General features: G+C 70.2%; 13 protein-coding genes. 6 read left to right on the plus strand and 7 right to left on the minus strand.

Annotation, left to right across the window (positions count from 1 at the left end):
* The gene (gatA, locus tag AC07NB_RS02525; RefSeq protein ID WP_494571626.1) at positions 1-1479 is read left to right on the plus strand and encodes an Asp-tRNA(Asn)/Glu-tRNA(Gln) amidotransferase subunit GatA; all 1479 of its coding nucleotides are present in this window, start codon (positions 1-3) and stop codon (positions 1477-1479) included.
* Positions 1480-1483: 4 nt separating this feature from the next.
* Here gatA and AC07NB_RS02530 read toward each other — a convergent pair whose 3' ends face one another.
* Both AC07NB_RS02530 and AC07NB_RS02535 read right to left on the minus strand, forming a co-directional pair.
* Positions 1484-2236, minus strand: a complete 753-nt coding sequence (locus AC07NB_RS02530; protein WP_494571627.1) for a hypothetical protein — start codon at positions 2234-2236, stop codon at positions 1484-1486.
* Between the two features lie 76 nt (positions 2237-2312).
* Positions 2313-3050, minus strand: a complete 738-nt coding sequence (locus AC07NB_RS02535; RefSeq protein WP_494571628.1) for a LytTR family DNA-binding domain-containing protein — start codon at positions 3048-3050, stop codon at positions 2313-2315.
* Between AC07NB_RS02535 and AC07NB_RS02540 the strand changes: the two genes are divergently transcribed.
* Positions 3049-3222 carry a hypothetical protein gene (locus AC07NB_RS02540; protein WP_494571629.1) on the plus strand — a complete coding sequence of 58 codons (174 nt, stop codon included), beginning with the start codon at positions 3049-3051 and terminating at the stop codon, positions 3220-3222. The genes AC07NB_RS02535 and AC07NB_RS02540 overlap by 2 nt on opposite strands.
* Here AC07NB_RS02540 and AC07NB_RS02545 read toward each other — a convergent pair.
* Positions 3219-4382, minus strand: coding sequence for a DUF1501 domain-containing protein (locus AC07NB_RS02545; protein WP_494571630.1), 1164 nt, complete (start codon positions 4380-4382; stop codon positions 3219-3221). The two genes, AC07NB_RS02540 and AC07NB_RS02545, sit on opposite strands and share 4 nt — an antisense overlap.
* A complete protein-coding gene (locus AC07NB_RS02550) occupies positions 4379-5854 on the minus strand; it encodes a DUF1800 domain-containing protein (RefSeq protein WP_494571631.1) in 1476 nt (491 codons plus the stop codon). Before AC07NB_RS02550 ends, AC07NB_RS02545 begins: the two co-directional genes overlap by 4 nt.
* 131 nt (positions 5855-5985) lie before the next feature.
* Between AC07NB_RS02550 and gatB the strand changes: the two genes are divergently transcribed.
* Positions 5986-7488, plus strand: coding sequence for an Asp-tRNA(Asn)/Glu-tRNA(Gln) amidotransferase subunit GatB (gene gatB / locus AC07NB_RS02555; protein ID WP_492313208.1), 1503 nt, complete (start codon positions 5986-5988; stop codon positions 7486-7488).
* A gap of 55 nt (positions 7489-7543) precedes the next feature.
* Here the strand turns inward: gatB and AC07NB_RS02560 are convergent, their stop codons facing one another.
* Entirely contained in the window at positions 7544-9781 is a 2238-nt protein-coding gene (locus AC07NB_RS02560) for a TonB-dependent receptor (RefSeq protein WP_494571632.1), read from the minus strand.
* A 200-nt stretch (positions 9782-9981) separates the two neighbouring features.
* Here AC07NB_RS02560 and AC07NB_RS02565 point away from each other — a divergent pair, with 200 nt between their 5' ends.
* Complete coding sequence (locus tag AC07NB_RS02565; protein WP_494571633.1) at positions 9982-11502, plus strand: carboxylesterase/lipase family protein; 1521 nt, start codon at positions 9982-9984, stop codon at positions 11500-11502.
* On the plus strand, positions 11502-12194 hold the full coding sequence (locus AC07NB_RS02570) for a TetR/AcrR family transcriptional regulator (RefSeq protein ID WP_494571634.1): 693 nt from the start codon (positions 11502-11504) through the stop codon (positions 12192-12194). The genes AC07NB_RS02565 and AC07NB_RS02570 overlap by 1 nt, the downstream gene beginning before the upstream one ends.
* A gap of 61 nt (positions 12195-12255) precedes the next feature.
* Here AC07NB_RS02570 and AC07NB_RS02575 read toward each other — a convergent pair whose 3' ends face one another.
* Positions 12256-12657: an RcnB family protein gene (locus AC07NB_RS02575; RefSeq protein WP_494571635.1), complete on the minus strand. Its 402-nt coding sequence runs from the start codon at positions 12655-12657 to the stop codon at positions 12256-12258.
* A 192-nt stretch (positions 12658-12849) separates the two neighbouring features.
* Here AC07NB_RS02575 and AC07NB_RS02580 point away from each other — a divergent pair, with 192 nt between their 5' ends.
* A complete protein-coding gene (locus AC07NB_RS02580; protein ID WP_494571636.1) occupies positions 12850-14133 on the plus strand; it encodes a hypothetical protein in 1284 nt (427 codons plus the stop codon).
* 49 nt (positions 14134-14182) lie between these two features.
* Here the strand turns inward: AC07NB_RS02580 and AC07NB_RS02585 are convergent, their stop codons facing one another.
* Entirely contained in the window at positions 14183-14866 is a 684-nt protein-coding gene (locus AC07NB_RS02585; RefSeq protein WP_291836278.1) for a P-loop NTPase family protein, read from the minus strand.
* Positions 14867-15078: the final 212 nt, after the last annotated feature.

Below are 15078 nucleotides of genomic sequence, written 5' to 3' on the forward strand. Positions count from 1 at the left end.
ATGACCGACCTGACCAAACTGACCCTCAAGGCCGCGCTCGACGGCCTCAAGGCCCGCGAATTCTCGTCGGAGGAGATCACCCGCGCCTTCGTCGCCAACATCGACGCCGCCAATCCCAAGCTGAACGCCTATGTCGTCCAGACGACGGACAAGGCGCTGGTCATGGCCCGCGCCTCCGACGCCCGTCTGGCCAAGGGCGAGGGCGGGGCGCTGGAAGGCGCGCCGCTGGGCATCAAGGACCTGTTCTGCACCGACGGCGTCCAGACGACCGCCGGCTCCAACATGCTGCGCGGCTTCGTGCCCCCCTATGAGTCGACCGTCACCGCCAACCTGTGGGCGGACGGCGCGGTTATGCTGGGCAAGCTGAACATGGACGAGTTCGCCATGGGCTCGTCCAACGAAACCTCGGCCTATGGTCCGGTCGTCAACCCGTGGAAGTCCTCGACCTCCAACGCCGAGCTGACCCCCGGCGGCTCGTCGGGCGGCTCGGCCTCGGCCGTCGCCGGCGACCTCTGCCTGGCCGCCACGGCGTCGGACACCGGCGGCTCGATCCGCCAGCCCGCGGCCTTCACCGGCACCGTCGGCATCAAGCCCACCTACGGCCGCGCCAGCCGCTTCGGCATGGTCGCCTTCGCCTCGTCGCTGGATCAGGCCGGGCCGATCACCAAGACGGTCGAGGACGCCGCCATCCTGCTGCGTTCGATGTGCTCGTTCGACGTCAAGGATTCCACCAGCCTGGATGTCGCGACGCCGGACTGGACCGCCAGCCTGGGCAAGGGTGTGAAGGGCCTGCGCATCGGCGTGCCCAAGGAATACGTCGTCGACGGCATGCCCGCCGAGATCCAGGCTCTGTGGGACCAGGGCGTCCAGTGGCTGAAGGCCGCCGGCGCCGAGATCGTCGAGATCAGCCTGCCGCACACCAAATACGCCCTGCCGACCTACTATATCGTCGCTCCGGCCGAGGCTTCCTCGAACCTGGCGCGCTACGACGGCATGCGCTTCGGCCACCGCGCGACGGACGCGAAGTCGTTGACCGACCTCTACGAGACCTCGCGCGCCGAGGGCTTCGGCAAGGAGGTCCAGCGCCGCCTGACCATCGGGGCCTACGTCCTCTCGGCCGGCTTCTATGACGCCTACTATGTCCGGGCGCTCAAGGTCCGCCGCCGCATCGCCCAGGACTTCGACGACGTCTGGGGCCAGGTCGACGCCATCCTGACGCCGTCCACGCCGTCGGCCGCCTTCGCCCTGGGCGACAAGCAGATCGACCCGGTGACGATGTACCTGAACGACGTCTTCACGGTCACCGCCAACCTCGCCGGCCTGCCGGGCATCTCGGTGCCCGCGGGCGTCGATTCCGGCGGCCTGCCGCTAGGCCTTCAGGTCATCGGCAAGGCGCTGGACGAGGCGACCGTCTTCCAGGTCGCCGACGTGCTGGAGCAGGCCGCCGGCTTCACGGCCCGTCCGACCAAATGGTGGTGAGGGCCTAGCGCCCTTCCGCGTTCGGGAAGGGCAGGGTCCGCAGCCACGGCTCGGCGTCGGTCAGCCGGCTCTCGCCCGCCAGGCCGTCCTGGAAGGCGCGCAGGTTGCGATAGCTCGCCAGGATGACGACGCGTCGTCCCGGGTTTCGGGCGATCGTCTCCTGGGCGCGGGCGATCATATAGCCGTCCCACGCCGTCTGGCCCTCGTCGTCGCCGGGGCCGCCGAGCGCTCGCTCGCTCAGGACCGACGCCTGCATCAGGTCGCGCGTCAGCGCGTCGTGCGCGTCGGCGGGATGCCGCCAGTGCTGCAGCAGCGCCAGGGTCAGGGAGCGGCGCAGGGCGTCGGCCCGTGCGGCGGCGGTCGGCTGCTCCGTATTGAAGCGGGCGTATTTCGCCCCGGCCGCCCCGGTCATCGCGGCGAAGACCTCGCCGCCTGGCTCCATCGCCTCGACCACGAGGGTTCGCCCCTCCAGCCACGGCCAGATCACCGCCGGATATTCGGGACGGCCGGGCGTCTCGGTACGGCCGGACAACTCGTCAGGCCGGGTTTCGACCAGCAGAACGTCCGGCTCGGCGGCGTCCAGGATCGTGCGCAGGTCGTCGTAGGAGAAGCTCGGCTCCCGTTCGTGCAGGCCGTGCAGCGGCGCCAGGATGACCACGGCGTCGGGCGCGAGCCCGTCCCGGGTCTGTGCGGAAGCGGCGCCGGCTGTGACGCAAAGCGCCAGGGCGAGGATGAAGCGGAGGAGGGGGCTGGTCATGTCGCCGGAATGCACCCACGCCCACCGCGCCGGCCATGGCGGCGGGACAAGCGGGACCCGGGAATGGACCGGCGGGTCAGGCGGCGGACACGGACGCCAGATTCTTGCGGTACCGGCGGCTCATCCGGACGACGTCGCCGGAGCGCAGCACCAGATCGGCGTCGCCGTGACCCCGGCTGCGCACCTCCCCGATGAGATCCAGCCTGACGATGGCGGCCCGGTGCACCCGCGCATACTGGTCCGCGGGAAGGCGTTTCTCCAGGTCGGCCAGCGGCTCGTCCACCAGCAGGGGGCCCTTGTCGGTCATGGCTTCGGCGTAGTTTCCCGCGGCGCGAAGCCACCGCACCGTGTCCAGCGGCAGGAAATGGATCACGCCTTTGCGGCGGACCTTGAGGAATGTGGGCGGCGTGGCCGCCGGAGGCGCGGGCTTGCGCCGCCATCCGGCCGCGACAAGGCCGACGTAGAACAGCGCGTTCAGGCCGATGTTCCGCACCAGCATGTGCCGCCCCATGCCCCACAGCGTGTCGTGCTGTCCGGCGCCGTAGAGCGGCCAGTACGCCAGGCTGAACAGGGCGACATGCGCCACGCATGCGGCCACGTACCCCAGCAGCAGGATGGAGAAACGGCGCCGCAGGCTCCCGCTCCAGCGGGCGCTCTGGACGGCCTCGAGGATGAACGGGGTCAGGACCGCCCAGACGGAGGCGATCGCCAGGCTGTAGCGGAACGAGGCTCCCCACGGCTGGGGCGATCCGCTGGAAAGGCTGGTGAGGTAGCCTTGCAGCGCCAGAACCGCCGCCACGCCGATCCAGGCCATGACGATCACCAGCGCCGTCCGCACCAGCCTGGAAAACGGAAGGACGATCTCGCCCGACGTCCCCGGTGAGTCCCCCCGGTCACTGGCCACGCTCATCGATTTCCTCGTCCCGGACACGCCCTTGCCCGACACGACTACCATCCTCGCCAGCAAAATCATCCCGGCAGGCTAGACCAGCCCGTCCAGCGTCGGCGCCTCCGCCGCGCTGCCGGGGAACACCCGGCTGTCCAGCGCGGCGCGGTCCACCCCCAGGTGATCGCGCAGCACGCCCTTGAACACCGCCCGCACGTCGATGGTCGGCGCCAGGTCGCGGCCCTCGAACAGGCGGTTGTCGGCCAGGGTCGGCCAGTCGCCGATAAGACCGCCGGGCTTCAGCGCCCCTCCCGCCACCAGCAGGGACGAGCCCGTGCCGTGATCGGTGCCCTGGGTCCCGTTGGCCCGCGCCGTGCGGCCGAACTCGGTGGCCACCACGACGACCGTATTGGCCCACTGCTCCCCCAGCCCGTCGTGCAGGCCGCCGATCACCTGATCCAGTCCGGTCAGCCGCGTCTGAAGCTGGCCGTTCTGGCGCGCATGGGTGTCCCAGCCGTCGACGGACAGGGCGACCACATCGGCCCCGTTGTCGCCGGTCATCAGCCGCGCCACCGCCTGTCCCAGTCCGTTCACATCGTTGCGGCGCAGCGTGCTTCCATCCCCCGCCGCCATGGCCATGGCCTCGGTCTCCAGCCCGCGCGCCAGATTGCCCTGCAGCAGCGGGTCGTCGACGTAGAGGTCCTGCAGCAGGGCCGCGATCCGGTCCTCGCCCTTCACCTGACCGCCGGGCGCCCAGCTGGAGGTTTCCGCCGCGCCGCGCAGGATCAGCGGCGTCTGCGCCCCGACCGACAGTCCTTTCAGCCCGCCGCCGCCGGCCGCCGCCAGCGCGCGGTTCAGCCAGCCGTCGTTCTGCTCCCTCAGGCCCTCGCCGCCGTTCTCCAGCACGTCCTGGGCGTCGAAATGGGAGCGCACCCGTACCGGTATGGCCGCCGCCGGGGCGAAGCGCAGCTGGCCCGCGTCGTACATCGTCTTCAGGCCGGGCAGGGACGGATGCAGGCCGAAGCCGTCGCGCATCTCCAACGCGCCCTCCACCGCCAACCCGCCGCGCAGGGCCGCGTAGTTCGGATCGCCGTACGGCACGGTGACCGACAGCCCGTCCATGGCGCCGCGCGCGACCACCACCACCAGCTTCGGCCTGGGGCCGCGCGCCTGCGCGCCCGCCTGTCCGGCGAAGGCGAGGCCGATCCCGGCCATGGAGCCGCCCAGAAGCAGGCGGCGGTTCATCATCAGATCGGTCATCGGCGCTGGAACTCCGGCGACATCAGGAACAGGGTGACGGCCTCGGCCCGGCTTTCGGCGCGGGCGATGAACTGGCGGCTGCGATCGCCCAGCCGTTCGCCCAAGGCGCCTTGCGCCATCGCCACGGCGTCGCGCTCGGCGGCCAGGTCGCCCGCCGCCTTGGCCCAGTTCAGCCGCTTGACCAGGGCGTCCGGCCCGGCCCAGTCCGCCGCCGTGTCCGGCCAGCCTTCGGGGGAGGGGGCGGCGAAGGCCGGCTGCCCCATCTGCACCAGGGCCTGCTGCAACGGCTGCACCCGCTGCGGCCGCGTGCCCATGGCGCGGTGCGACGAGATCACGAACTCATAGGGCGTCTTCACCTTGCGCGCCTCGGGCGCCCAGCTTTCGGGCGCGGCGATCAGCGCCCTGGCGACCACGGCCAGATCGCCGCCGGACCCGATCCAGGCCCGTTCCAGCGCGTTGACCAGCGCGGGCGGCGGCTCGTCGGCGACGAAGTGGACCGCGATCTTCCGCGCCAGCCGCCGGGCCGTCTCGGGCCGGTTGGACAGGTCCTTCAGGATGGCCCGGCCCTGTTCGGCGCCGCCCGCCGGATAGCGGCGGCCCATCACCGTCCGCTCGCCCGGCTCATGCACCACGGCGCGGAAGGTGAAGCCGTTCTCGCCCGGCTCCCCGGCCAGCATCGCCGCCCGGCGCCGACCCTGGCCCCGGCCTTCCTCCTGCCGCCGCCCCGCCGCCGTCGACCATCCGGTCAGGGCGCGGGCGAACTCGGTCACGTCCGCCTGGGTGTAGCCGCCGTCGGCCCCGACCGTGTGCAGCTCCAGAATCTCCCGCGCCAGGTTCTCGTTCAGCCCGGCCTGCCGACGCTCCCCCGCCGGACTGTTCGGCCCGACCGACTGGGCCTGGTCCAGATACAGCAGCATCGCCGGATGGCTCTCGGCCGCCAGCGCCAGATCCTCGAACTTGCCGAAGACGTGCGGGCGGATGGCCTCGCGCTCGTACTGGCCCACGAAGACGGCGGACTGGAATTTGCTCGCCGAGGCGGTGAAGGCGTTGGCCCAGAACAGGGCCCAGCGCTCGGCGAAGCCGGCCTCGGTTTCGGCCCCCAGCTGGGCCCGGGCCAGGAACTCCCGCGCCGTGTCCTGAACCAGGTTGCGGCGGCTGTCGCGGCGGGCGTCGGCGGCCTCCTGCGCGGCGGAGGGCGGGGCGTCCGCCGCCATCGCGGCGGTTCCGGCAGCGGCCGGGGCCTCGCGCATCCGCCGGGCCCGCACTGCTTCCGCCTGATAATCCTGATAGGCCTCCAGCCGCTGTTCGGAGGTCTCGAACGCGCCCGCCGGGATCGGCGCGCCGCCGGGCCGCGCCTGGGCCTCCAGCCAGCCTCTCGGATCCGCCGCGACCGTCGTGATCTCGCTCGGTCGGGCGCCCATCCCGAAGCGGGTCAGGGCGACGGCGGCGTCCAGCGGTCCGGTGCGGGTCATCAAGGCCTCGGTTCGGTGCGCGATAGGGAATGAACGGCCCGCGAACCCTGATCCGTCGCCGTGGCGATGGGAAGCCGTTTTCCGCCCTCCGATTTCTTGACCCCGCCGGGCCGGTAGGCCATCTGGACCCCATGACCGACACCGTTTCGAACACCAAGACCATCCAGGGCCGCACCGGCCCGTGGGAACTCGTCATGGGGCTGGAAATCCACGCCCAGGTGGCGTCGAAGGCCAAGCTCTTCTCGGGCGCCGCCGTCGGCTTCGGCGCGGGTCCGAACGAGCAGGTGTCGCTGGTCGACGCGGGCTTCCCCGGCATGCTGCCGACGCTGAACAAACACTGCGTCGAACAGGCGGTGAAATCGGGCCTCGGCCTGAAGGCGCAGATCAATCTGCGCAGCCAGTTCGACCGCAAGAACTACTTCTATCCCGACCTGCCCACCGGCTATCAGATCAGCCAGCTCTTCTATCCGATCGTCGGCGAAGGCGTCGTCGAGGTCGAGGCCGAGGACGGCTCCTTCTTCAACGTCGGCATCGAGCGCCTGCACCTGGAACAGGACGCGGGCAAGCTGATCCACGACCTGTCGCCGACCGAAAGCTTCGTTGACCTGAACCGCGCGGGCACGGCCCTGATGGAGATCGTCTCGCGCCCCGACATCCGTTCGCCGGATGAGGCGGTCGCCTACGTCAAGAAGATCCGCACCATCCTGATGTACCTGGGCACCTGCGACGGGGACATGGAGAAGGGCAACCTGCGCGCCGACGTCAACGTCTCGGTCTGCCGCCCCGGCCAGTACGAGAAGTTCAAGGCCACCGGCGACTTCAGCCACCTGGGCACGCGCTGCGAGATCAAGAACGTCAACTCGTTCCGTTTCATCTCCCAGGCCATCCAGTACGAGGCGCGCCGCCAGATCGAGATCCTCGAGGACGGCGGCAAGATCGACCAGGAGACCCGTCTCTACGATCCGACCGCCGGCGAAACCCGTTCCATGCGGTCCAAGGAAGAGGCGATGGACTATCGCTACTTCCCCGACCCCGACCTGCTGCCGCTCGAGCTGGAGCAGGCCTGGATCGACGAGATCAAGGCCGGCCTGCCGGAACTCCCGGACGAGAAGCGCCGTCGCCTGATGAGCCAGTACGGCCTGTCGCAATACGACGCCGTGGTCCTGATCTCGGATCAGGCCAAGGCCGACTATTTCGAGCAGGCCGCGAAGGGCCGCGACGCCAAGCTGGTGTCCAACTGGGTCACCAACGAGGTCTCCGCCCGTCTGGCCGCCGACGGCAAGGACTTCAGCGAGAACACCCTGCCGGCCGCCCATGTGGCCCAACTGGTCGAGCTGATCGAGACCAATGTGATCTCGTCCAAGATCGCCAAGGAAGTCTTCGACCACGTCTGGAACGGCGAGGGCAGTCCGGCTGAGGTCGTCGAGAAGCACGGCCTCAAACAGGTCACCGACACCGGCGCCATCGAGAAGGCCGTCGACGACATCATCGCCGCCAACCCCGACAAGGCCGCCGCCGTCGCCGAGAAGCCCCAGGCCCTCGGCTGGTTCGTCGGCCAGGTCATGAAGGCCACCGGCGGCAAGGCCAATCCGGCCGCGGTGAACGACATCCTCAAGACCAAGCTGGGCCTCTGAAACGCAAATCGGGGCCGCGTTCGCCGCGGCCCCGATCGCTTGTCTCCACCTGCTCCTAGAAAGACGCGGTGACGCTCAGCGTGACCGTGCGCGGCGCGCCGTAGAAGCCGATGACCGAATCCCCGGTGATCGCGCCCGGGAAGTTGTAGCCGCCCGCGCGATAGCGCTCGTCGCCCAGGTTCCGGCCGGCCAGGCTGACGCGGTAGCCGCCGTCCGGGGCCGTCCACATCAGGGTCGCGTCATAGAGCCAGTACGAGCCCTGATCGAGCAGCGGGATGGCCGTCTCGAACATCTGGGTCGCGCCGCGATACGAGGCGGTCGGCGTGAAGATCACCGAACCCTTGTCGCCCAGGTCCAGGCTGTAGGGCAGGGCGACCGAGGCGGTCCAGTCGGGCGTGTTCTGGAATTTGCGCTGGTCGGCCATGTTCTCGCGCAGGCCGGTCAGCGGGTTGAAGGTGACGAAGTCGTTGAACTGCGCATCCAGGTAACCCAGCGTCAGGCGCGGGATGAAGCTGTCCGTGATCCGCGCGCTGGCCTCCAGCTCCCAGCCCCAGATCTCGCTGGACCCGGCGTTGTCGACGAAGCTGACGACCGAGGCGGGCGGGATGAAGAACTGCGAGGTGATCTGCTGGTCGGTGTAGTCCGACTTGAACAGGGCCGTGGCGAAGTTGACGCGGCGGTCCAGCAGCGAGCCCTTCAGGCCGATCTCATAGGTGTCGACCAGCTCCGGCTGATAGCCCTTGACCGTGTCCGGATAGAGGGAGGCGTCGCCGCGCATGTCGAACCCGCCCGACTTGAAGCCGCGCCCGAAGGAGACGTAGCCGGTCAGCTCAGGGGTGAATTTGTAGCTGGCGCTGACCCGCGGCGTGAACTCCGAATAGGTGTCCGAGGCGCTGTATTTGGTCGACGGCGCGCCCGCCGGAATGGCGCCGGCGTTGCCGAAGAACGGGCTGCGGACGCCCAGGTAGTTCTGGCGCAGCTGGGTGACGCTCTTCTCGTCCCGCGTCCAGCGGCCGCCCAGCGAGATCGACAGCTGGTCGGTCAGGTCGTAGCTGAAGTCGGCGAAGACGGCGAAGCTTTCGGTGTCCACCTTGCCGCCGGTGTAGGTGGTCAGGCCCGCGGGCAGGCCCGGCCCCATGCTGGGATACAGGCCGATCACCGTGTCGAACGCCCCCTCGGCCGAAGCGTCCATGTAGAAGACGCCCGCCACGCCCTGCCAGCGCTCGCCCTGGAACAGCAGCTGGAATTCCTGGGTGAACTGGCTGTCGGCGTAGTAGCCGGGGATGTCGAGAATCGGCTGCGGCAGGCCGTCGAAATCGATGCCGTCGCCCTTGGTGTCGCCGTCCCGCCAGGCGGTCACGGACTTGAAGGTCAGGCTGTCGCTCGCCGCCCATTCGCCGGTGAAGGACAGGCCCCGCGTGCGCACATAGCCGTCGTCGCCGATGCCGGCGCGGGTGTCATAGACGCTGTCCGGCGACGGCGCGACGATGCGATAGCCGTGGCGGGCGTTGGACTCATCCTCGGTGATGTCGCCCGACAGGCGGAAGAACAGGTCCTCGGTCGGCGTCCACTCCAGGCTGACGCGGCCCGCGGTGACGTCCTTGTTGTAGTGCTCGGCGCCCGTGGTCAGGTTCTCGCCATAGCCGTCGCGGGTGTAGCGGGCGATGGCCCCGCCGATGCGCAGGGTGTCGGTCAGCGGGGTCGAGCCCGAGGCGATCAGGTCGACCTGATTGTAGCTGCCGTAGGCGCCGCGCAGGGTCAGCTCCGGCTCCTGGCTCAGGCGCTTGGTCACGTATTTGATCGCGCCGCCGATGGTGTTGCGGCCGTACAGCGTGCCTTGCGGACCGCGCAGGACCTCCAGGCGCTGGATGTCGAAGATGTCCAGCACAGCGCCCTGCGGCCGGGCGATGTAGACGTCGTCCACATACAGGCCCACGCCGGGCTCGAAGCCCCACAGCGGATCCTGCTGACCGACGCCGCGGATGAAGGTCGTCAGGGTCGAGTTGGTGCCGCGCGCGATCTGCACCGTGGCGTTCGGCGTCTGCTGCTGAAGGGCGGTGATGTCCAGCGCGCCGGTCTGTTCCAGCCGCTCGCTGCTGACGGCGGTGACGGCCACCGGCACGTCTTTCAGCGATTCCTCGCGCCGGCGGGCGGTGACCACCACCTCGCCCAGGTCGGCGGCCTGTTCCTCGCCGGCCGGCGCCTCCTGGGCCAGGGCGGGCGCCGCAAACAGCGGGGCCGTCAAAAAGACGCTGCTCATCAGCGCCAGGCGCAGTTGTCCTGTCTTCCGCATCGGTCCGTTTCCTCATCCACGCGCCGGCGTTGATCGCCGCTGATCTGGATTGGGCGGGACGGTGAGCCACGAACGGCCACGCTGTCAACATTCTTCATTTTCTCATGAATGATGTTTGCCGAAGCCGCTCGACCGGGCCAAGGTGAGCGTCCACATTCGAGAACTTGAGCGCGACGCAGATCGCGCCGGGATGGAAACAGATGGCTCAGATCGACACCGGCGCGGCCGCTCCCGTCGCGCACACACGGGCCGGCGCCCTGCGCGGACGGCGCGAGGGCGCGGCCCATGTCTGGCGCGGGATCCCCTATGCCGCGCCGCCGGTCGGCGACCTGCGCTGGCGGCCGCCCCAGCCGCATCCGCGCTGGAACGGAGAGCGTGACGCCGCGGCGTTCGGCTGCGCCCCGCCGCAGGCCGGGCCCTCCGATGTCGCCGACATCGCCAGCATCGGCGGCGCGCCCGAACCGACCTCGGAAGACTGCCTGACCCTGAATGTCTGGGCCCCGGCCGAGGCCACGACCCCGGCGCCGGTGATGGTCTGGCTGCACGGCGGCTCGAACCGGATGGGGGCCGGATCGCTGCCCTTCTACGACGGCGCGGCCTTCGCCCGGGACGGAGTGGTGCTGGTCACGGTCAATTACCGGCTGGGCCAGCTCGGCTTCTTCGCCCATCCCGCCCTGACCGCCGAAGCTCCGGCGGACGAGCCGCTCGGCGCGCCGGGCCTGCTGGATCAGATCGCGGCCCTGGAATGGGTGCGCGACAGCATCGCCGCCTTTGGGGGCGACCCGGCCAACGTCACCCTGTTCGGGGAATCGGCGGGCGGGCTGGACATCCTGGCCCTGATGACGGCCCGGCGGGCGAGGGGGCTGTTCCACAAGGCGGTCGTCCAGTCCGGCGGCGGCTGGCTGCCGGCGGCGCCCCTGAAGGCGGCTGAGGCCAAGGGCGTGGCGGCCGCGACGGCGCTGGGCCTGGCCGATCCCGACGCCGCCGCCCTGCGCGCTGTTCCGGCGGACCGGCTGGTCGCGGTCGAGTCCGCCTTCGGGCCGGTGATCGACGGCCGGCTCCTGACCCGCGACCCGATCGGCGCCTTCGCGAGAGGGGATTTCGCCGACGTGCCCCTGATGATCGGCGCCAACAGCGGCGAGGACTCGCTGCTCAACTACGGCGGCGGCCTGAAGCGGTTCGGACAGATGATCAAGCCGAACGCCGCACTGGCCCGCCTCTATCCGGAGGCCGACGGGAACGAGGAGCAACTGGTCCGCCTGGGCTTCCGCGACTTCGGCTTCGCCGGTCCGGCCCGCTGGATCGCCGGCCGTCCGCGGCGGTCGAAGGCCTGGCTCTACGCCTTTGACTATGTTGAGGAAGCCCGGCGCGAGACCATGCCGCGCGCCAACCACGCCGCCGAGATCTTCCATGTCTTCGAGACGCTGGACCGCCGCCCGGACGGCGCCCCGGCCGCCACCGAAGCCGACCGCGCCGTCAGCGCCGGGATGCACGCCCGCTGGATCGCCTTCGCCCGGGACGGCTCGCCGGGCGAGGACTGGCCCGCCTACGACCCCCGCAACGACGACTGGATGGTGTTCGACGCCACGCCCGGCGGCCGGGTGCGGCGCGGCTGGTGGCGGGCGGCCCTGGATCATCATACGCGCAAGGCGAAGCTGCTGATCCTGCTGCTGCGCGTGCGGGATCGCCTGAGACCGGTGTTCTCGGGTACAAGAGGGTGATGACCGACACCGCCGCCCGGCCAAAATCCACCCGACCCCGGGTGCCGCTCAAGCCCAAGGCCCAGCGCCGCGAGGAGACCACCACGCGCATCCTGGACGCGGCCGAGCGCCTGTTCGCCCGCGACGGCCTGCACGGTGTGACGCTCCGGGCCGTGGCCGCCGAGGCGGGCGTGGATACGGCCCTGGTCCACTACTATTTCGAGGACAAGGCCCGGCTGTTCACCTCGACCTTCGGTCGCCGCGCCGAGGTGGTGAACCAGATGCGGCTGGAAAGCCTGGACCGCTACGAGGCCGAGCACGGCGACGCCATGACGGTGCGCGGCGTCCTGGACGCCTTCCTCAGGCCCCTGTTCCTGCTGCTCAACGAGGGCGATCCGGCCTGGCTGAACTACGCCGCCCTGGTGGCCCAGGTGAACAACACCCCGGTCTGGGGCGGCGACACCATGCACCAGCATTTCGATCCGGTGATCCACCGCTTCATCGGCCTGCTGCGCCAAGTCTCGCCCGACACGCCCGAGCGTCAGCTGTTCTGGTTCTACCACCTGCTGTCCGGCGCCCTGACCCTGTCGCTGGCCCAGACGGGCCGGATCGACGTCCTGTCCGACGGCCTGTGCAAATCCTCCGAGATGGTCGCCATCTGCGACGCCATGGAGGCGGTCTTCACCGGCGGGTTCGAGGCCATCCGCCGCTGAGGTTTGCGCATGAAGAAGCCCGCCCGGATCGCTCCGGGCGGGCTCTTTCATTCCGGCGGTCTTAATTCGACAGCAGCGAGATGATCACGCCGGTGGCGATGGCGGCCAGCACCACGTCGCCGGTGTCCGTGCGGTAGTAGCCGTAGCCGCGCGGGGGCGGGGCGTAGCCGTAGCGGCGGTAGTCGTTCACATACCAGCGGCTGCGGTACTCGCGCGGAATGGCCTGGCCGCGCGCCCAACGGCGGTACTCACGGCGTTGTTCCCGCTCCCAACGACGGTCGTCACGGCGGTCGTGGCGATAGTCGCGGCGATCGTGACGATCATAGCGGCCGTCACGGTCGTAGCGGCGCTCATAGCGGTCGTGGCGATCATGGTCGCGCCACGACTGGGCGGCGGCGGCCATGGGGGTGGCGACCATTGAAAGGGCCGCGAACCCGGCGATCAGGGCTGTTCTCGTTTTCATCATGCGTCTCCTTGCAGGTCGCCGCCGACCCGAAGGACGACAGCGGATGAACCAACTGAGGAGAAGTTTCGACCCCGCGCCATGAACCCCCGCTGAACGGGGCCGTCAGGGTTAAGACGGTTCGGAGTTCATTGGCCGCTCCCTCCGGGCCTTGCTAGACGACACCCCGTTGAGTCGTTTTCGGAGGGGCGCGTGCGTAGAATTCATTGGGGTCTGTCGGCGGTCCTTCTGGCCGGTCTCGGCGCCTTTGCGACCAGCTCGGTCGCCGAGGAGGCGTCGCCCTCGCTCTTCCCGTCGCGCCTCGCCCGGGCCATCGCCCCTCTGGACGTCAATCCGGACGGTCTGTCAGGCGCGGGCGCGCGCATTCTGTCCGACGCGGTCGCCGCCAGCCGCTACGTCCTGATCGGCGAAAGCCACATGACCCGCGAGATCCCCGCCTTCACGACCCAGATCTGCCGCATGATGGCGCCCTCCGGCCTGACCGCCATGGCCATCGAGACCGGCCCGGAAGCGGCCCGCGTTGTCGATTCCGTCATGCGATCGGACGACCGGGAAGCCCGGATGGCCGACTTCCTGGGCGCCCATCCGGACGGTATCGCCTTCTACAGCGGGCGCGATGAAGTCCGGACGGCGGGGGACTGCGCCGCCGCGGCGGGCCCGGATTTCGAGCTCTGGGGACTGGATCAGGAGTTCCTCGGTTCCAGCGGCCATCTGCTTCAGGAAATGCTGGCCGCCAACCCGGGTCCGCTCGCCCGGACCGCGCTGACTGGTCTGGCCGCGCAGGATCAGGAAGCGACCGCCGCCGCACTCGCCTCAGGCTCGCCCGGCGATCTCTTCCTGCTCACCGTCACGCAGGGCGACCTCGATCAGGCCGCCGCCGCGATCGCGCAGGACGGCGGGGCGCGCGCCCAGTATCTGTTCGGCCTGCTGACCGAAACCCGCGCCATCTATCTGGCGTCGCAGGCGCGCCAGGGCGATCCCAACGGACGCCGCGCGCGGCTGATGAAGCGCACGCTCGCCGCCCACCTCGCCGAAAATCCCGGCGCGAGGGTCCTGCTGAAATTCGGCGCCTGGCATTTCTACAAGTCGCTCAATCCGCTCGATCAGCGCGACCTCGGCGCCTATGTGGCCGAGCGCGCCGAGGGTGAAGGCGTCACGGCCCTTCATATCATGGTGGTGGGCGCCAAGGGGTCTACGGCCGGCTACGCCGGCGTCGGGCGGCCCGCCGCCATACAGGCCTTCAACATGGCCGACGACGAGGGGCCGGACTGGCGCAAGGATGTCGTCCTCGCCCAGCCGGCTGACGCCGCGCCGGGATCATGGATGCTGGTCGATCTCCGGGCGCTCAGGGCTGAGGGTCTGGCGTCCGCACCGCCGGAATGGCGGGATCTGGCGCTGGGCTATGATATCGCCATCCTGGCCCCGACGTTCAGTGCAACCAGCCTGCTCGGCCTGGAAGACGCTGCGGCGCACTGACGTCAGGCCTTCAAGCCTGGCTCGGGCGGGCGCCGTCTCGCGCATCGCCTTACTCGAACGGTTCGTCGCTCTCATCCGCCCCTTCCAGGGCCTCGCGCGCCAGCGCCCGCGTCACGGGGCGGTGCAGGGCGTCCAGCCGCTCCACCACGGCCTCGGCCGCCGCCGCCGAGCGGTCGATGCGGCGCAGCAGATAGGGGATGACGTCCTTGGCCGGGCGGATGCCGCGCTCGGCGAAGCGGGCCTCCAGCATGGCGGCCAGCACGGCGTCGTCCGGCGCCTCGACCGGCACGCTGATCACCGCGTCCAGCCGCGACCGCAGGTCCGGCAGGGTGACGGCCCAGGCCGAGGGCGCGGGGCGCGAGATCATCAGCATGGCCCCGCCAGGGGCCTGGGCCAGATTGATCAGGTGGAACAGGGTCTCGTCGTCGGCGTCCATGGCCCGGTCCAGCAGGACGGGACGGCCCTCGATCTCCAGCGGATCGACCAGGGCCGCCTCGCCGCCGTGGAAGGCGACCGCGCCGACCCGTTCGGCCCAGATCTGGCCCAGGCGGCTCTTGCCGCTGCCCGCCGGGCCGCAGATGGCCATGACGCCGCCGATCAGGTTGGGCCAGTCCGCCAGCGCCTCGACCGCCGCGCGATTGCAGTCCGAGACCACGAAGCCGTCGGGCCCCTCGGGCAGGTCGCTCTGCAGGGGCAGGCGCATCTGGTCGGGCGGGGCGGGGCGGGCGGTCATTGCGTTCACCATAGCAGATGCGCCGCCTTCGCCATCCATCCGGACGCTTCGTCCGTGGACGGAACGCCGCCGCCTGTGGACCGCCTGCGTCCGATCCTGACGTGTCTGCCCGGTAGACTGGGCTCATGGCGCGGATCGAACAGCAAGGCCGGGAAGCGAACCCTCCGGACGCATCGGACGCTTCGGACGGTGTTTTCCGCGGTCCGGCGCGT

The sequence above is a fragment of the Brevundimonas sp. GW821-FHT09G01 genome (genome assembly GCF_059416065.1).